Source organism: Pleomorphomonas diazotrophica (assembly GCF_002844595.1).
Classification (GTDB): domain Bacteria; phylum Pseudomonadota; class Alphaproteobacteria; order Rhizobiales; family Pleomorphomonadaceae; genus Pleomorphomonas; species Pleomorphomonas diazotrophica.
Genome location: NZ_PJNW01000002.1, coordinates 443,763 through 462,489, shown reverse-complemented (window position 1 = coordinate 462,489; position 18,727 = coordinate 443,763). Strand labels below are relative to the sequence as shown.

Genomic DNA, 18,727 nt, shown 5'->3' with positions numbered 1-18,727 from the left:
CATCGGGTAAGGTCATGCCGATCGTCGAAGAGGCTCGCGCCAAGATCAATCTTGCGCTGCACGTCACCGGACGACGGGCGGACGGCTACCATGACCTCGACATGCTCGTCGCCTTCGCCGACGTTGGCGACAGCGTGACGTTGGCGACGAGCGACACGGACCGTTTCACGATCGACGGGCCGATGGCAGCCGGCCTTTCCGCCGATGCCGACAATCTCGTGTTGCGCGCCGTGCAAGGTTTCCGCGAGCGGATCGGCCCGACAGAGCCGCTATCCGTTCGGCTGATCAAACGCCTGCCGGTCGCCTCCGGCATCGGCGGCGGCTCCGCCGATGCCGCGGCCACATTGCGCGGTCTCTGCCGGCTGCAGGGCATCGATGCCAACGACCACGCCCTTGCCTCCCTGGCGCTGTCGCTCGGGGCCGACGTACCGATGTGCCTCGCCGGGCAACCCGCCCGCGTCACCGGTGTCGGCGAACGGATCGAGCCGACAGCCGGGCAACTGGCCTTCGGGCTGCTTCTGGTGAACCCGCGCGTCGGCGTCTCGACCCCGGCGGTCTTCCGAGCACTCGAACGACGGGACAACCCGGGCTTGCCCGCCCTCCCCGCCCTCGGGACCATCGACGATCTTTCGACGTTTCTCGCCGAGAAAACGCGCAACGATCTCGAAGCCCCGGCAAGAGCCATTGCGCCTGTCATCGGCGAGGTGCTTGCCGCGCTCGGGAGCTTGCCGGGAATCCGGCTTTCCCGCATGTCCGGATCGGGCGCCACCTGTTTCGGTCTGTTCGCCGACAGATCGTCGGCTGAGGCGGCCGGAGCGCGCCTTGAGGCCGATCATCCCAACTGGTGGGTGGCACCCGCGAGCACTACCCTCTAGAGATCGACGGCCACGTCCTCGGCAGCAATCACCCGATGAACGCGCTCAAGCTCGGCCGATTCTTCGCCGAAGGGCGCCACAGGCCAATCCCATGTGTCGAAGGGAAACGGCGGCGTGACGCCATGCAGCAGGTCGCGACTTTCCACGATGGTGCCGTCGCGCTGGCGCCGAACGTAGGACACGTCGGTGACGATCACCGTCTTGCAGGGCAGTTGCGCCAACCCGTCGAGATGACCGGCAACGAGCTGCGTCACCGCATCCTCCGGCATGATCCGCGCCTGCCCGTCTTTCGCGTGCAGGCGGCTCACGGCACCGACGGCGATCTGCGACAGAACATTGGCGGAGATGACCAGATCGAGCTCATCGATCTTGCGGAGAAAACCCAGGGGATCGAGGCGAACGCCAAGATCCTCCTGCCCGGTGGCGAGCTTGATGCGCGACTGCTCGGCGAGCCGATCATAGCCGGAGATGTCGCGGGTCATGAAGGTGACGTTGGGATAGCGGCGGAGGAACACCCGTAACCGCACCGTCGGCAGATGGACGATGTCCACCAGCACCACCTTGTTGAACATGCTGGAGAGACGCTCGATCGGCACGTCACGCAGCAAGCCCGAGCCCAGCACCACGGCCGTACGGCGGACCGCCACGCCATCGATCGCCCGATCGATCGCCGCCCGCGTACGCGCCTCGTGCTCGGCCCAGGCGGCGCGGCAGCGGTCGGCCCGAGCTCTCAACCCGATGGCGTCCCGGATGGCGGCAGGACGGCTCTTCGGCGACGTCAGGCGGGTGGCGGCGAACAGGAAGGCATCGGCAAGCATGCGCGGCATCCGGAGGCAATGGAAGAGCGACGCTTCGGCGCGCCGCCCGATGGATCAGGCGATCTCGCCGCAAACAACAGGCGTCGGCGTGCCAGTGGTGGTCGAGAAGGACGACGGCAGACCCTTCAGCCGGCGGGCAGCCAGATAGGCGAAGGCCTGCGCCTCGACGAAGTCGGCGTCGAAACCGACATTGCCGGCCGGAACCACCTCCACGCCGGACCGCTCCGCGATCATCCTGATCATGACCGGATTGCGGGCGCCGCCACCCGACACGATGACCGTCCGGACCGGCGCGCCGGCGAGACGGAAACCGGCGGCGATCCCCTCGGCGGTGAAGGCCGTCAGCGTCGCCACGCGATCGGCAAACGGCAGCCGGGCGGCCGCATCGGCGCGGAAGGTGTTGCGGTCGAGCGACTTGGGTGCCGGCGTCTCGAAATGCGGATGATCCATCAACTGGCCCAGAACGGCGGCGTCCACCCGTCCCTGGGCTGCGATGGCGCCATCGACATCGAAGCGGGCCCCGGTGGCGTTGAACACGAGATCGTCGATCAGGGCGTTGCCGGGGCCGGTATCGAAGGCGATGAGTTCGCCGTCCTCGCCGATCAGCGTGACGTTGGCGACGCCGCCGATGTTGAGGAAGGCGACCGGGGGTGTGAGTCCGGCCTTCCGGGCCAGCGCCCGATGGTAGACCGGCACCAGCGGCGCACCCTGCCCGCCCGCGCGAATGTCGGCCGAGCGGAAATCATGGACGACCGGCAGATTGAAGCGCTCGGCGAGCACGCCGGCATCGCCGATCTGGGCGGTGAAACCGCGATCGGGCGCGTGATGCACCGTTTGGCCGTGGAAGCCGATCACCTCGGGCCGGATGCCCTTCTTCTCGGCAGCGATCAGCAGCACGGCCACCGCATGGGCATGTGCGTCGGTCACCACGGTTTCCGCTTCGGCGAGCCGGCCGAAGCGATCGTCGCGAGCCGTCATGCCGAGCGCGTCCTTGAGTGCGGCCCGGAGGACCGCCCGTTCCTCGTCGCCATAGGCCTGGAACAGCGTCGGCCCGAACTCGGCGATCCCCTCCCCATCGGTGCGGATCAGCGCCGCGTCGACGCCATCCATCGACGTGCCGCTCATCAGACCGAGTGCCCACATGGCCGAATCGCCCGACATTTTTGACCTCATACCCCGTGAAATCCGGTTTCGTTCCTGATAGGAAGCCCAGCGGACTGATACGTCAATTCGGGTCCGCGAACAAACCAAAGGTATAGACAGATGAGCGGCTTCAAGTCGGATTTCCTGCGCACGCTCGACGAGCGCGGCTTCATCCACCAGATCTCGGACCCCGAGGGTCTCGACGCGGCGTGCATGAAGGGTCCGATCACCGCCTATGTGGGCTATGACGCCACCGCCACATCCATCCACATCGGCAACCTCATCACCGTCACCATGCTCTACTGGCTGCAGGAGACCGGCCACCGGCCGATCAGCCTGATGGGCGGCGGCACCTCAATGGTGGGCGACCCCTCCTTCCGTGACGACCAGCGCAAGCTGCTGTCGCCGGAAACCATCGCCGCCAACATCGAGAGCATCAAGAAGGTCTACTCGCGCATCCTGCGCTATGGCGACGGTCCGACCGACGCCATCATGGCCAACAATGCCGACTGGCTGATGAAGCTCAACTACGTCGAGTTCCTGCGCGACGTCGGCCGCTTCTTCTCGGTCAACCGCATGCTGTCCTTCGACAGCGTCAAGCTGCGTCTCGACCGCGAGCAGTCGCTGTCCTTTCTCGAATTCAACTACATGATCATGCAGGGCTACGACTTCGTCGAGCTCAACCGCCGCTACGGCACCATCCTGCAGATGGGCGGCTCCGACCAGTGGGGCAACATCGTCAACGGCGTCGATCTCAGCCACCGCATGGGCGGCCCGCAGCTCTATGCGCTGACCACGCCGCTGCTCACCACATCCTCGGGTCAGAAGATGGGCAAGACCGCGAACGGCGCCGTCTGGCTCAACGGCGATCTCTTCAGCCCCTATGACTTCTGGCAGTATTTCCGCAACACCGAGGATGCCGACGTCGTCCGCTTCCTGAAGATCTTCACCCGCCTGCCGCTCACCGAGATCGCCCGGCTCGGCGCACTCGGCGGCGCCGAGATCAACGAGGCGAAGAAGATCCTCGCCACCGAGGCGACCGCCGTCGTTCACGGACGGGAAGCGGCCGAAGCGGCCGCCGAGACGGCGCGGCTCACCTTCGAGGAAGGCGTCCATGCCGACGATCTCCCCACCGTCGAGGTGCCGAGAGCCGAGCTCGAGGCCGGCGTCGGCGTGCTCACCGCCTTCGTTCAGGCCGGCCTTGCCGCCTCCAACGGCGACGCCCGCCGCTCGGCCCAGGGCGGCGGCCTCAAGGTCAACGACCGCACGGTCACCGACCCGAAGGAAATGCTGACGCTCCAGAGCCTCAACGACGACGGCGTGATCAAGCTGTCGCTCGGCAAGAAGAAGCACATCCTGCTGAAGCCGGTGTGATCGCCTTAACGATCGCGAACTGAAAGAGCGCCCTCGGCTCCCGCCGGGGGCGCGTCCGCTACGGGACCAAACACCTAAAGAGCGACGGTCTCGCTGCGCTGAGGCAGTAAAGCGACAAGGCTTTCCTTGGGAAGAGCCTTTGAGAAATAGTACCCCTGGATCAGGTCGCAGCCCCAGGCAGCAAGGGAGTCGAGCTGCTCCCGGGTCTCCACGCCCTCAGCCACCACCTTGAACGACATGACCTTGGCAAGCTTGATGATCGTCGAGGCCAAGCCGCACTGTTGGGCATCCCGAGGAATGTCGGTGATGAAACTGCGGTCGATCTTGATGCAATCCCACGGCATCTCCCTGAGATAGGAGAAGGATGAGTATCCCGTACCGAAGTCGTCGATCGCGATGCTGATCCCCATGTCCTTCAGGTCTTTGAGAAGCGGCGTTACCTCGTTCTCGCGCTCGATGTAGGAGGACTCCGTTATTTCGATTTGCAGGTTGTGCGCCGGGAAGCCCGTCTCGGCCAACGTCTTCGACAGAACGGACTTGAAGCTGCCGAACCTGACCTGGCTCGCCGATATGTTGACGGAGACCGATATCGGCGCATAGCCGCGCTGAAGCCACTCCTGACCGTCTCGGCAAGCCCTCTCCAGAACATACTCCCCGACCGCCTCGATCAGGCTGGTACCCTCGGCCACCGGAATGAAATCGCTCGGCGGAATCACGCCGAGTTCCGGATCGGTCCATCGCGCCAAGGCCTCGACACCGCAGAGCCTGTGACTCACAGCATCGAACTGTGGCTGGTAATGGACTTCAAGCACGTTGTTCGCCAAGGCGTTTTTCAGCTTCACGCCCAGCTTCATCTTCTTCTGGCTCTCCGCCGTCAGCCTGTCTTCGTAGATGCCGATAGACCCTCGCCGATTGCGCTTGGCCTCATAGAGAGCCGCATCGGCTTCCGAAAGAGCGTCATGGCCGCCGGCCTTGGGCTTGTAGCTGACGCCCAGCGTGGCAGAGGAAAAGACCTCCAGATTATCGTCGATGCGAACGGTCTGACCGAGCGTCAGTTGTATTTTCTCAAGAATGCTCTCGATGAAACCGCTGTTTTCCGAACGAACGAGAAAAGCGAACTCGTCGCCGCCAATACGGCACAGGATGTCGTCAGGCCTCAGATATTCCCGCCGGACCGCATCGAGGCGATCGGCAACGACCTGCAGAACCCGATCACCGGCTCCGTGTCCATAACTGTCGTTCACATCCTTGAAGTGGTCGAGGTCGACAATGATCAGGGCGAAGGGGGCGTCTCTGAGCTCGGCAAGGCGCTGATCTAGAACACGGCGGTTGGAAAGCCCGGTCAGTTGATCCCGCGAGGCAAGATACCCGAGCCGCTCCTGAGCATTCTTTTGCTCGGTGATATCGATGAGCGAGTAGACATAGGTTTCGCCGCCCTCCGTGTCCTCACCGGTCGGGGTGATGGAAAGAATACCGGGGCGGCTTCTGTCTCGCCCAAAGGTCACTTCCCGGCGCCACATTTCCTTTGGCTTCTGCGGCAGCAGAACGGGTTTGTCGTCGCACCAGAAGGCTTCGTTCAAGTTGGCCGGACGCAAATCGACGGTGCCATCGCCGATATCCAGCATTCGCTGAAAGGCGGCGTTGGCTTTGAGCATGATACCGGTGGGACCGACAATGGCGAGACCTTCGGTCGAGTTCTTGAACACGATGTCTCCCCGCCGGACGTCCTGATCCTTCTTCGCCATCTCCCTGATGAGATCGGCACTGCTGGAGACCAGCAGCCGCCAGCGCACGGTGTCGGCTTCCAGATACTCGACGAAAGCCCTTCGCTTCCAGATGACGAACAGGGCAAGCGGTATGCCGAACGCGGCAGCGATCGAAATTTTTCCCGCCAGCCCTCCGAAGACGATCGCGGCGATTTGGGCGTTGATTCCGAAAGCGATGAACGGAAAGGCAATGCCATCAAGCACGAGGACTAGCACGAAGGAGAGAATGTAGATGGCCGCGGTAATCGGAAGAGGCGGCTTTCTCTTCTTCGTAAACTCGAAGATGTACAGGAGCAACAGGAGCTCGGAGACAATGAGAACGCCTCCGAGCGCAATCAAGGCGGTTGAAACCTCAAACAGTGCGGTAGGCACACCGTGCGGATTGACAACCCCGTTGGTCTTGAGAATCGACTGCGTCAAGAAGGAAACGACAATGTTGAACAGGTCGACAACAAAAACCAGCCGAACCAGATGACGCAGGATGAAAGCATTTCTTTCAATCCAGACGAACATGACCGCCGTCATCATGAAAGCGCCGTAACATAGATTACCGCCGGATACGACGATACCGTCGGCAATCGGAAGAGAGTAGATGTTTCCCCAGAACCCACCGATTAGAAGAACAAGAGAAATATAGACATAGAAGTGCACCTGCCTAATCGGGCCGGAAAGTGTAGTGAAGTAAAGCGGGAACACAGAGAAGGCGGCAATTTGCAACACCAGCAAAGCGAACATGGCAGCCTGTCCGTGGTTGGATTATTGAGAAAACTATACTGGCAGCACATCAAACGCCGACGCCGCGACCTATCGGCGCCTTGCCCCTTGTTGATCAAGCCCTGCGCCCAGCGAACCCAAAGCCGCTCTCGCGCCCCGCGAGCGATATCAAGTGCCCGGAAACCCTAACATCGCGCACGCGTTTGCTCATCCGAACTATTGGCGTTGCCAACTATCAGAAAGTCTATCGACCCAGTGCTTGGAGGTTCGCCGTCCGGGAGATGGACAGAAGCGCGCTCGAAGCGCGAGGTGTCACTTCAGCTCGAACAGACGCCGGAATATGCCGGGAGCGATTGCCGATAGCGGGTTGACCGACAGGGACGGCGCATCGATCGGTCCGCTGAGGCGGTAGGAGACGCCGAGCAACCCGGAACGGCCACCGCCAGCGAAAATCGTTTGACCCAATAGGGGGATGGCCGCCAGAACGCTGTCGAGCTGGCTGGCCGGCAGATAACTGCCTGCAAGGCGCAGCGCGTTTTTCGAGAAGTCGACGTCGCCGGCCATGGTAAGGCCCGCCGTCTCGGTGCGAATGAACCCCTCACCGATCGACAGCATGCCATTGCCGAACTTGACGTCGAACATCAGCCTGCGAATATCCGCCGTCGACAACCCCTCGGTCGGCCCGTCGCGCGAGGCCGTGGAAAGCTGTGCCAGCGCCGGTTCCGCCACCACCTTCCATCGGTTGCCGTCGATGCGCGCCGACAGGATTCCCCGATCGTCGATGACGCCGGTCAGCGTCGCCCGTCCGCCGTAGACCCGGCGATAGACGCCGAGGAAGCGCAGAAGACGCCCCACCTCGCCGGCTTCCACCTTGATGGCCCGTCCGGTCGCGGCCGGCTGCACCGTCGCCGAGGCCGAACCGCCGCCCGACGTCTGCACCGTCAGCGACAGATCCACGATTTCGCCGTCGGTGATGGCCGCCGTGAGATTGAGCCCATCGAGCTGCTCGCCGGCCTCTCCGAACACATTGGCTATGGTGGCGGACAGGGTGAGAGCGGTATCGCCGGGAATGCCGGTCGCGCTCGTTCGGCGCAGAAGATTGGCGACCAGCGAACGCGCGTCGAGCCGTGACCCGCTGACTGCAACCTTGAGACCGCCACTTCCCCTCGACGCTTTCAGGGTCATCCGATCGGCAGTCGAGAAGTTGAACTTGGTGAGGTTGGCGCCGATGAAATCGCCGGCGCCATTGAGTTTGACCTGTCCTTCGACCTCTGCCGCTCCGGCTTTCAGAACAAGATTGTCGATGGTGGTCCCAGCGGATCCGGACGACAGGTCGAAGGAGAGCGTGCCCGGTTTGCCCGCCGGCTTGTGGAACCCGACCAGCGGCAGGCTGATATCTGCCTTGGCAAGATTGACGGACACCCGTCGAGAAGTGCCGGTATCGGTCATTTCCACCGCAACGACGCCACCGAGCATGTCTCCGAGATCAAGCCCATAGCTTTTGGCGGCCGCAGCATCGAGATTCAGCTTCACAACCGATTTCGCTTCGCCATCGCCCGACAGGGGCAATGTCAGGAACACGTCGGCCGGAGCGTCATCGATCAACGCCTTTCCGCTGACATGCGCCGCGCCGTCGTGGAGCTCGATCGCCAGATTGCCGCGCGTTACGGATCGACCGCTGATCGGCGTGCCGGGCGCGAAGCCAGCGAGATCGACTCGCCCTGCATAGACGATGTCGGTGTCGGCAATCTCCGCGGCGAGTGGCAGGCGGATCGACAGATCGGCCATCACCTCTCCGGCGACGTCGGCCGGGTCCGGCGAAAAATCGGCAGCCTCGGCAAAGGGCAAGCGATTCCAGAGGGCGACGCCAGCCGCCGCCGAACCGGAGAGACGCAGAGCCACCTCACCGTCCGGCACTTTTGCGTTCACGACAGGCACCACGAAGGTTGAAGGCTGAAGGTCGAGGCGCCGCCCCTGCCCCAGATCGACCCAGCCGCTGTCGACGGCGATCTCGAAGCGGTTGCCGGTGAGTTTGCCGCGCCCGACCGCATCGCGGATCATCGGGGCATCGTCGAATGGCGTGAAGACGGCCTTGGAAAACTCGAAAGCAAGCGTCGCCTCCGGCGCAACCATGCCGCTGCCGCCCGGTTGATCGCCGCGCATCGCGAGATCTACCGTGGCATTGGAAACCAGGCCCTCGTGGATATGCGTGCCGATCCAGCTCCGCACCTCGGGAGCGACGGTGATCGGCCAGAGCGCCTTGAGAGCGGCGAGCGGCAGACGCGGCGAAACGCCGGACAAGACAGCAAAGGCGGCGCCGTCTCGATGCGACGCCCGCGCCGCAGCCGTGAAGCTGATGCCGGCCCCCTCGACGTGCATGTCGTCCATGACGAGCATTTCGTCCGACTGATCGTAGCTGCCAGCAATCCGCCCGTCGCTGGTCCGAATGCCACTCAGCACGTCCTGCCCCTCGAACTTGAAGTCGAAGCTCCAGAGCTTGTCGCTCCGAGGCGGCACCACTTCGCCATGGGCGAGCAGATAGCCATTGTCGAGGATGATCGGCGACGGATTGAGGGAGATCAGCTCCTTGTCGGGATCCCAAGAAAAATCGAGGCGGACCGGCCCCGCGAGAGCATTGGCCTCCGTGTCGCCAAACCGAAGCGACGGGCCGAGCACCACCTGCCAGCCGGCCTCAGTGACTCCCTTGCCGGGAGCAACGGTGATGGCGCCGGACAGACTGATCGAACCGGCCAGATTGAGATCGTCGCGACCCTTTGCCGAAGCAAGATCGGCGAGATCGAAACCGTGCGTCTCAAGGTTGACGACAGTCCGCTCGTCCGTGGCCGACAGATCCGAGGTGAGACGCAGGGACACGGCGCCGCTCGCTCCAAGGCCGATCGCCTGCGCCTCGACGATATGTCCCTCCCGGACGCTGCCGGTTACCGACACGTCGGATACGACATCGCGCCGCATCTTCCCCGGCCGTTCGATACCGAACCCGAAAGAGCGGATCTCCAGGAAATCAAGACCGTTCTCCTCGACGGCCTGCCGTACCGCCAGCACCACTCGATCGATCGGCGGTACTTTCACCTTTGGACCTATGTCGCTGACCAGCACGTGATCCAGCACTACGCCGTCGAGAGGAATGTGCTTGTCGGTCGGTGCCGGCCAGCGGGCGGCAATGCGCATTTCGTTGACCGATACCGCGACATCGTTCGGCCGCTCCAGCCGAATGTCACGGACGACCAGTTCGGGGTTGAGATCGTCTCCGAGTTCGATGCCGGCAAGCCCGACCTCGATGTTGACGTCCGGGGCCGCGTTGGTCACAGCGCCTTCAATCCGGCTTGCCAGAAACGGCAGAAAAAGCGGTCCTTGCGACAGCCGCCAGGCAAGAAAACCGGCCGCGACACCGGCTGCGACAAGCAGAATCGCCGCGAACCGGAGGGCGCGTACCCACCAGCGCGTTCGCCCCTTCGGCATCCTCTCGTCGGCGTCGGTCCCCGCTATGTCAGCATCCCCCTGGAACAGGCCGCACCGGCGTAGGGCCAGTACGGCTGGAATCATCACTGGCGGCGGCCGCAGGCTTGCCTCACCTCCGACAGCCGGCTACCAATCGGAAACTACGTAGCGACACGCCCAATGTGCACGGAAAGCTCCGACCATGGCCGATTCCTTCCTCTGCCGCCTCGAAAGCCGTAGCGTCGTTGAAGTCGCCGGTCCAGAGGCCTCCGACTTTCTCGACCGCATGATCACCCAGAACACCGAGGTTGCGGATGGGCGCTCCGCCGCCTTCGGAGCGCTTCTGACCCCTCAGGGCAAGATCATTTCGGATTTTCTGGTTGTCCGGCAGGAAAATGGCGGATTTCTGCTCGATGCCCCGGCGGCCGGCGCCGCAGAGCTCCGCAAGCGCCTGACGATGTTCAAGCTTCGGGCCAAGGTGACGATCGATGCCGCGCCGCTTGTCGTCTATGCCGGCACCGGTACGCCTCCGGCCGGCGGCCTTGTTGCGACAGACCCCCGTCATCCCGACCTCGGCTGGCGCCTCTATGCCCCCGAAGGGGCCGTCGCCACCAACGCCGATGAGGCCGTCTGGCAAGGTCACCGCGTGGCACTCGGTGTTCCGGAGGCCGGCGCCGACCTGCCGCTTCTCGACGCCTTTCCCCATGACCTCGCCATGGACAGCCTGCATGGCATCAACTTCGACAAGGGCTGCTACGTCGGCCAGGAGGTGGTGAGCCGCATGCGCTACCGCGGCACCGCCCGTCGCCGGCCGGTCATGCTTTCGGCCGATCGAGACCTGCCGCCGGCCGGCACCGAGATCCTGGTCGGCGGACGGGTTGCCGGCCATCTCGGCTCGGCAAGCGGCCCGCGCGGCGTCGCCGTGCTGCGGCTCGACCGTGTTCAGGAGGCAATGACGACCGGCGAAACCATCACGGTGGACGGACTGCCGGTATCGGTTGCGCTTCCGGCATGGGCCGACTACGGCTGGCCGGAAACTCCAAAGCCTGAAACATCCAAACCGGACGACTGACATCCATGGCCGACAAAGCCGGCTCACCGCCCCGGGCCTGGCAGCGCATGCTGTCGGGGCGACGCCTCGACCTTCTCGATCCCTCTCCGCTCGACGTCGAGATAACCGACATCGCTCACGGCCTCGCCCGCGTTGCTCGCTGGAACGGCCAGACCGTCGGTGACCACGCTTTCTCAGTGGCCCAGCACTGCCTCGTCGTCGAGGATATCGCCGGTCTTCTCGAGCCCGAGCTCACCGCCTGCCAACGCCTCGTCGTGCTGCTGCATGACGCGCCTGAGTATGTGATCGGAGACATGATCTCGCCGTTCAAGGCGGTGATGGGCGGCGACTACAAGACCGTCGAGAGGCGCCTCGCCGATGCCATCCACCGTCGCTTCGGCCTGGAGAAACACGATACCGAACGCCTGAAGAAGCTCGCCAAGAAGGCGGACCTCATCTCCGCCTATTTCGAGGCGGTGGAGCTTGCCGGCTTCACCACGGAAGAGGCAAAGCGCATTTTCGGCTTGCCTCGGGGCATTGGCCGCCAGACCCCGACCGGGCCGGTGCTCGGCCTCGATCCGCTGCCGACCGTCGCGGCGGAGGAGGCTTTTCTCACTCGATTCCAACAGCTTGAAAGCCAGCGATGACTGCCACCACCATCCACGTCTGCTCCCTGACCAAGCTCGAAGAGACGGTGGCCCTCACCGGCGCCCGTCATGTCATAACGCTGATCAACGCCGGCACACCCATGCGCCTGCCGGCGACCATCGGCCATCAGAACCACCTCTTCCTCGCCATGCACGACATCGTCGAAACGCTGGACGGCATGACGCCGCCCGGCGAAGCGCACGTGGCGCAGATGCTGGACTGGGTGAACGACTGGGATAGGTCCACGCCGCTGGTGGTCCACTGCTTCGCCGGCATCTCCCGCTCGACGGCCGCCGCCTACACGCTGGTTTCGGCACTCAATCCCTGGCGTGACGAGGCCGCCCTCGCCACTTTGTTGCGCGAACGGGCGCCCTCCGCAACGCCCAACCGCCGCATCGTCGAGATCGCCGACCGCCTGCTTGGCCGGAATGGCCGCATGATCGCCGCCATCGACGCCATCGGCCGTGGCGCCGACGCCTTTGAGGGCACACCCTTCGCCCTTGACGTCGAGGCCGCGCGATAAGGCCTGCGGCCGGCTCCGCTCCGCTTTCGACGGAGAAACGGGTGAGCGTCTCAACGGACGCACACACCGGGTTTCCGTGTTATAGGCAGGTCATGGATACTCGCGACACGCAACTGGAAAGCGGCAGCATGCCGACGTGGGTCTACAGCTTCGGCGAGGGCGTGGCGGACGGTGGCATCCGGCTCCGTCACCTTCTCGGCACCAAGGGCGCCAATCTCGCGGAGATGGCCAGTCTTGGCCTGCCGGTGCCGCCCGGCTTCACCATCACCACCGAGGTCTGCCGGCACTATTATGCCAACGATCATCGTTATCCCGACGATCTCGAACGGCAGGTGAGTGCGGCGCTCGATCTGCTCAGCCGGCGCACTGGCCGCTCCTTCGGCCATCCCGAGCGGCCGCTTCTGGTATCGGTCCGGTCCGGCGCGCTCGCCGCCATGCCGGGTATGATGGACACGGTGCTCAACCTCGGCCTCAACGACGTCACTGTCGAGGCCTTGGCCGCCGAGTCCGGCGATGCCCGCTTCGCGCTCGACAGCTACCGGCGCTTCATCCAGATGTTCGGCGACGTGGTGATGGGCGTGGACGGCCAGGCCTTCGAGGAAATCCTCGACGACCTCAAGGAGCGCGAGGGCTACTTCAACGACACGGAACTCACGGCCGACGAATGGCGCAGAGTGATCGCCAGCTACAAGGAGCTGATCGCCGACGAGACCGGCAAGCCCTTCCCGCTCGATCCGCTTGAACAGCTCTGGGGCGCCATCGGCGCCGTTTTCGGCTCCTGGGGCAACAGGCGCGCCGTCACCTTCCGCAAGCTGCACGGCATTTCCTCGAACTCCGGTACCGCCGTCAACGTCCAGGCCATGGTGTTCGGCAACATGGACGAGCGGTCGGCGACCGGCGTCGCCTTCACGCGCAACCCGTCCACCGGCGAGCGCCAGCTCTATGGCGAGTTCCTGCTCAACGCCCAGGGTGAAGAGGTGGTGGCCGGCCTCCGAACGCCGCAGGACATCACCGAAACGGCCCGCCTTGCCAGCCGCTCCGACCGACCGTCGCTCGAAGCGCTGATGCCCGAAACCTATCGCGAGTTCATCGGCTACTGCCAGAAGCTCGAACGGCACTTCAAGGACATCCAGGACCTCGAGTTCACCATCGAGCGCGGCAAGCTGTGGATGCTGCAGACGCGCTCCGGCCGCCGCACCGTCGAGGCGGCCCTCAGGATCGCCGTCGACATGGCCAACGAGGGCCTGATCACCCGCGAAGAGGCCATCGAGCGCATCGATCCGTCGTCGCTGGAACAGCTCCTGCATCCGACCATCGAGGCCGACGCGCCGCGCGATATCCTAGCCACTGGTCTGCCGGCCTCGCCCGGCGCCGCCGTCGGCGAAATCGCCTTCAACTCGGAGCAGGCCGAGAAGGCCCGCCAGCGCGGCATCAAGGTCATCCTGGTTCGCGCCGAGACCAGCCCTGACGACGTGCATGGCATGCATTCGGCGGTCGGCGTCGTCACGGCGCGCGGCGGCATGACCTCGCACGCCGCCGTCATAGCGCGCGGCCTCGGCAAGCCCTGCGTGGTTGGCGTCAGCGCGCTCAAAGCCGATCCGGTCGCTGGCACCGTCACCGTCGGCAAGCGGGAGCTGCGAGCCGGTGACGTCATCACCATCGACGGTTCGTCCGGCCAGGTGATGGCCGGCCGGGTGCCGATGAAGGAACCGGAACTGTCCGGCCCCTTCGCCGAGATCATGACCTGGGCCGACGCCATCCGTCGCCTCGAGGTGCGCGCCAATGCCGAAACGCCGGTCGAGGCACGCATCGCCCGCCAGTTCGGCGCCGAGGGCATCGGCCTCTGCCGCACCGAACACATGTTCTTCGAGCACTCGCGCATCTCGGCGGTGCGCGAAATGATCCTCGCCGAGACGCCCGAGAGCCGCCGGGCGGCGCTCGAGAAGATCCTGCCGATGCAGCGTCAGGACTTCGCCGAGCTGTTCGAGATCATGGAGGGCCAGCCGGTCTGCATCCGCCTCCTCGACCCGCCGCTGCACGAGTTCCTGCCACGCACCGAGCGGGAGGTGACCGAACTGGCCCGAACCGCTGGCGTGGCGCCGGATGTGCTGCGTCGGCGCATCGCCAATCTCGAGGAATATAACCCGATGCTCGGCCACCGGGGCTGCCGCCTCGCCGTCTCCTTCCCGGAGATCGCCGAGGTGCAGGCCCGTGCCATTTTCGAGGCGGCGATCGCCGCGGCGGACAAGCTCGGACGGCCGGTGGTTCCGGAAATCATGGTGCCGCTCGTCGCCGCCCGCCAGGAACTCGACTATGTCAAGTCGATCATCGCCCGCGTCGCCATCGAGGTGTCGGAGGCCGCCGGCCGGCCGGTGAACTACAAGGTCGGCACGATGATCGAGCTGCCGCGCGCCGCGCTGATGGCCGAGGACATCGCCCAATCGGCCGCCTTCTTCTCCTTCGGCACCAACGACCTCACCCAGACGACCTTCGGCATCAGCCGCGACGACGCAGCGTCCTTCCTGCCGACCTATCTCCAGAAGGGCGTGCTCGCCCGCGACCCCTTCGTCAGCATCGATCGCGACGGCGTCGGCGAACTGATCCGCATCGCCATCGAACGCGGACGGAAATCGCGACCCGACATTGGCCTCGGCATGTGCGGCGAACATGGCGGCGACCCGGCGTCCATCGCCTTCTGTGAGGAGGCCGGCCTCGCCTACGTGTCCTGTTCACCCTTCCGCATGCCGATCGCCCGCCTCGCGGCGGCCCGGGCGGTGGTCACGGCTCGCAAGGAGCGTCTCAGCCGCTGACGCGGTCCGCGATGAAGCGTGCGGTCGCCGGCCCGGTCAACAGCACCATGAAGAAGCGCATGGTCTGCATGGCCATGACAAAGGACATGTCGACGTTGCTCGACGCAGCGATGATGGCCACCGAATCGGCGCCGCCCGGCGAGGTCGCGAGATAGGCAGTCAGGAAATCGACGCCGGTCACCGAGGCGAGCACGCCGGCATAAATGGCGCAAATGGCGACCAGCACGGCGATGGCCAGGAGAATGGTTGGCAGCGCCCGCGCCGCGTAGGCGATGATCTCGCGGTTGAAGCGGCTGCCGATCGCCCAGCCGCAGACGGCATAGGACGCGGCAAGCAGGACTGGCGGCAGTTCGACGGTGAGCACGCCGGCGCCCTGCAGGCCGATGGCGAACAGCATCGGCAGGATCATGGCGCCCGTGGTCAGGCGGAACAGACGGGACAGCAGAAGGCCCGCGGCGATGACCGCCAGCGTGCCGGCGAAATTCACCCAATGCACCGGCGGAAACCAGGCGGCCGCCGTACCGCCGGTCAGCGTCGCGCCGAGATAGAAGCGCGCGGCCAAGGACGCCATGGAAGCGACGATCAGCACCCGTAGATATTGCATGACGGCGACGAGGCGCGTGTCGCCGCCGTAGGCCTCGGCCATGATCACCATGGCGGTGGCCGCCCCCGGCGAAGCGCCCCAGACGGCGGTGGTGCCGGGCAGCACGCGGAAGCGGGCCAGAGCGTAGCCGATCACGTTGGCGGTCAGCACCACGGATGCCACGCCGAGCAGGATGACCGGCCAGGCCGCGAGGATCTCGCCGAGCACCGTCGGCGGCATCGCCCGCGCCATCATCGTGCCGACCACGCCCTGCGCCGCCATGAAAGCCGGCCGGGGCATCATTACTGCCCTGCCGTTCACGCCGAGCAGGATTGCCGCCACCATCGGCCCGAGCAGCAGCGCCGCCGGCAGGTGAAGCAACTCGAAGACGATGCTGATCGCCGAGGATATCGACAGCAGGACGATCCAGCGAACGGCTTGGGCATGAGAGCCGGAGGCCGGCGACGGGAGGGACATCAGAAATACCGAACCGGCGTGACGATGGATCGCGAGTTGGGCCGCGACTTGAGCAACGGATGGCCGCGCGTCCTTTGCCGACCAGCGCTACACCCTCCCCATCCTCTCGACCACACTCGTTTCCGAATGGCAGCTCCGCAGGGGTGACCATCTGCGAGCGTAGAGGACAAGTCGGCTCAACCTGACGATAGTAAATCCAGATAACCTTACTTCTTGTAGGCAGTTTTTATCATGCGTTACAGCGCCGTTACTTTTGCAAATCGAAAAGAGAGGGTCCCCGAGAGTTACCATTCCTAAATGGATTGGCGATTAGTTTACATCGCAATCAATAGCCGAGAGTCGAATTGACATGCTCCTTCTCAATACGCGCGGCAAGCTCCTGCATCGCATTATCTTCATCGCGTCGCTGATCGTGATCGCGAGCTTCGCCCTCTTCTCCACGACGATCTACGTGCTGGAGAGGCAGGATCTGAGAGACAATGTCGCCCGCACGCTTGCGACAACGGGGGCGAGCGTCGCCTCTGGTACGGGCAACTGGTTCCAGGGGCGTCTTCTGCTCGCGACCCAGTCCGCCGATGCGATCGGCACGTCCAAGGAGACGCTCGGTCTCGTACTGTCGGGCAAGACGCTGAGTTCGGAGTTCCTGTCGGTCTATCTCGGCGAGGAGAACGGCGCCTTCACCATCTCGCCCAAGGCCGAGATGCCCAAGGATTATGACCCGCGCAAGCGGCCCTGGTACATCGACACCGCCAAGGCCATGTCGGTCCAACTGACCGAGCCCTATGTCGATATGGCGACCAACAAGGTCGTCATCTCCGCCTGCGTGCCCGTCAGCGCCGACGGCAAGCTGATCGGCGTGTTCGGCGGCGACTTCGCGCTGGACGCTTTGATCGATCGCATCAAGGCGTCCAACTTTGGCGGCATCGGCCAAGCCTTCCTGGTATCCTCGGACGGTAAGATTCTCGTCCACCCGGATGCCGGCCTGGTCGGCAAGCCGCTGTCGGAGGCCTTTGCCGGCCTGTCGGCTCCGGTCGCCGGAGGCGTGATGGAAACTACCTTTGCCAACCGCGACCACGTCGCCAGCTTCGTCGCCGTCGATGGCCTGCCGGTCAAGTGGTACGTTGGCGTCGCCGTCGACAGCGACATGGCCTATGCCAGCCTCAACCGGTTGGGGATGACGGCCATTGCCGCCACGCTTGCCGCGACGGCTCTGATGCTGCTTGCCCTCGGACTGGTGCTGAGGCGCGTTGTCGCCCAGCCGATCACCGCGATGACCGCCGCCATGCGCTCGCTGGCGAACGGCAACCTCAAGACCGAGATCCCCTGTCTCGAACGTCACGACGAAATCGGCCAGATGGCCGCCGCCGTCGCGGTGTTCCGCACCAACGCCGAAGAGCGGGAACGGTTGGAGGAGAGCCAGAAGGCCGCCGCCAGCGAACGCGAGCGGCGCGCTGCCCGAGCCGAAGCTCTGATCGAGCGATTCCGTTCGGAAGCGTCGGGAACCATCGGATTGGTCGTCACTGCCGCCCAACGCCTTGAAGGGTCGGCCCAGGAACTGATGGCCACTGCCGAAGGCAGCGAGCGCAGCAGCAGTGTCGCTGCCGCTGCCGCCGAGCAGGCGTCCGGCAATGTCCGTTCCGTCGCCTCCACCTGTGAGGAACTGGAAGCCTCGACCAACGAGATCGCCCGTCAGGTCGGCACCTCGCAGGCCGTCGCTGGCAAGGCCCGCGCCTCGGCCAACGAGACGCGCGAGACGGTGGGCCAGTTGCTCGCCGCCACCGACCAGATCAACCAGGTGGTCAGCCTGATCACCGCCATTGCCGAGCAGACCAACCTCCTAGCGCTCAACGCCACCATCGAGGCGGCACGAGCGGGCGAGGCGGGCAAGGGCTTCGCGGTCGTTGCCGCCGAGGTGAAATCGCTCGCCAACCAGACGGCCAAGGCCACCGAGGACATCTCGCGCAAGATCGGCGAGATCAAGCTGGTGTCCGACAACACCGTCAACGCCATCGTCGAGATTGGCGCCATCATCGAGGAGGTCAATACCGTCTCCGCGAGCATCACATCGGCCGTCACTCAGCAGACCGGCGCCACCGGCGAGATCACCCGCAACATGCAGGAAGCGGCCCGCGGCAACAGCGACCTGTCTCGCACCATCGTGGAACTCAGCAGTGGCGCCGCCACGACGCGCGCCGAGGCGAAGACGGTGCTCGATGCGGTCACCTCGCTGAAGGCCTCGTCGGTCGACCTCGGGCGCAAGGTCGAGAGTTTCCTGGCCGAGATCGACGCCGCCTGAGCATCCAGTAAAAACAAAAATCTGAGCCCGGCCGCTCCTGGCGGCCGGTTTTCTATTTAGGTCGACCGCGCAACAAAATATCAAACCAACGGACTCACTCGCAACAAAGCAAAAACAGACAGCACTACAAAGCAATTTCAGTGATCAAGCATCAGATAAACTATCTAGGAAATCTCCGTCAATTTATAGC

At 64.5% G+C, this 18,727-nt stretch carries 12 protein-coding genes; 7 read left to right on the top strand and 5 right to left on the bottom strand.

The window, feature by feature from the left end; all coding sequences use genetic code 11:
- The first annotated feature begins 14 nt into the window (after positions 1–14).
- Positions 15–875 (top strand): 4-(cytidine 5'-diphospho)-2-C-methyl-D-erythritol kinase, encoded by an 861-nt coding sequence (locus CXZ10_RS03085; protein WP_101287470.1) that lies wholly within the window; start codon positions 15–17, stop codon positions 873–875.
- Here CXZ10_RS03085 and CXZ10_RS03080 read toward each other — a convergent pair.
- Both CXZ10_RS03080 and CXZ10_RS03075 read right to left on the bottom strand, forming a co-directional pair.
- On the bottom strand, positions 872–1,693 hold the full coding sequence (locus CXZ10_RS03080) for a hypothetical protein (RefSeq protein ID WP_101287469.1): 822 nt from the start codon (positions 1,691–1,693) through the stop codon (positions 872–874). The two genes, CXZ10_RS03085 and CXZ10_RS03080, sit on opposite strands and share 4 nt — an antisense overlap.
- 54 nt (positions 1,694–1,747) lie before the next feature.
- Positions 1,748–2,854, bottom strand: a complete 1,107-nt coding sequence (locus tag CXZ10_RS03075) for an anhydro-N-acetylmuramic acid kinase (RefSeq protein WP_244617084.1) — start codon at positions 2,852–2,854, stop codon at positions 1,748–1,750.
- A gap of 102 nt (positions 2,855–2,956) precedes the next feature.
- Between CXZ10_RS03075 and tyrS the strand changes: the two genes are divergently transcribed.
- Positions 2,957–4,210 (top strand): tyrosine--tRNA ligase, encoded by a 1,254-nt coding sequence (gene tyrS, locus CXZ10_RS03070; RefSeq protein ID WP_101287468.1) that lies wholly within the window; start codon positions 2,957–2,959, stop codon positions 4,208–4,210.
- A gap of 74 nt (positions 4,211–4,284) precedes the next feature.
- Here the strand turns inward: tyrS and CXZ10_RS03065 are convergent, their stop codons facing one another.
- Together CXZ10_RS03065 and CXZ10_RS03060 are read right to left on the bottom strand one after the other, a co-directional pair.
- Positions 4,285–6,711: a putative bifunctional diguanylate cyclase/phosphodiesterase gene (locus CXZ10_RS03065; protein WP_101287467.1), complete on the bottom strand. Its 2,427-nt coding sequence runs from the start codon at positions 6,709–6,711 to the stop codon at positions 4,285–4,287.
- A gap of 291 nt (positions 6,712–7,002) precedes the next feature.
- Positions 7,003–10,257 carry an AsmA-like C-terminal region-containing protein gene (locus CXZ10_RS03060; RefSeq protein ID WP_143741462.1) on the bottom strand — a complete coding sequence of 1,085 codons (3,255 nt, stop codon included), beginning with the start codon at positions 10,255–10,257 and terminating at the stop codon, positions 7,003–7,005.
- Between the two features lie 94 nt (positions 10,258–10,351).
- On the opposite strand from CXZ10_RS03060, the gene ygfZ reads away from it, so the two are divergent.
- The 4 genes from ygfZ to ppdK all read left to right on the top strand — a co-directional run bounded on the left by ygfZ (position 10,352) and on the right by ppdK (position 15,181).
- Positions 10,352–11,221: a CAF17-like 4Fe-4S cluster assembly/insertion protein YgfZ gene (gene ygfZ, locus CXZ10_RS03055; RefSeq protein ID WP_101287465.1), complete on the top strand. Its 870-nt coding sequence runs from the start codon at positions 10,352–10,354 to the stop codon at positions 11,219–11,221.
- A gap of 5 nt (positions 11,222–11,226) precedes the next feature.
- Positions 11,227–11,847 carry a YfbR-like 5'-deoxynucleotidase gene (locus CXZ10_RS03050; RefSeq protein WP_101287464.1) on the top strand — a complete coding sequence of 207 codons (621 nt, stop codon included), beginning with the start codon at positions 11,227–11,229 and terminating at the stop codon, positions 11,845–11,847.
- The gene (locus tag CXZ10_RS03045) at positions 11,844–12,371 is read left to right on the top strand and encodes a tyrosine phosphatase family protein (RefSeq protein ID WP_101287463.1); all 528 of its coding nucleotides are present in this window, start codon (positions 11,844–11,846) and stop codon (positions 12,369–12,371) included. Before CXZ10_RS03050 ends, CXZ10_RS03045 begins: the two co-directional genes overlap by 4 nt.
- Before the next feature lie 128 nt (positions 12,372–12,499).
- The gene (ppdK, locus tag CXZ10_RS03040; RefSeq protein ID WP_101287462.1) at positions 12,500–15,181 is read left to right on the top strand and encodes a pyruvate, phosphate dikinase; all 2,682 of its coding nucleotides are present in this window, start codon (positions 12,500–12,502) and stop codon (positions 15,179–15,181) included.
- Here ppdK and CXZ10_RS03035 read toward each other — a convergent pair.
- Positions 15,171–16,241, bottom strand: a complete 1,071-nt coding sequence (locus CXZ10_RS03035) for an AbrB family transcriptional regulator (RefSeq protein ID WP_101287461.1) — start codon at positions 16,239–16,241, stop codon at positions 15,171–15,173. The genes ppdK and CXZ10_RS03035 overlap by 11 nt on opposite strands.
- A 349-nt stretch (positions 16,242–16,590) precedes the next feature.
- On the opposite strand from CXZ10_RS03035, the gene CXZ10_RS03030 reads away from it, so the two are divergent.
- Positions 16,591–18,537, top strand: a complete 1,947-nt coding sequence (locus tag CXZ10_RS03030; RefSeq protein ID WP_101287460.1) for a methyl-accepting chemotaxis protein — start codon at positions 16,591–16,593, stop codon at positions 18,535–18,537.
- The last annotated feature ends 190 nt before the right edge of the window (positions 18,538–18,727 follow it).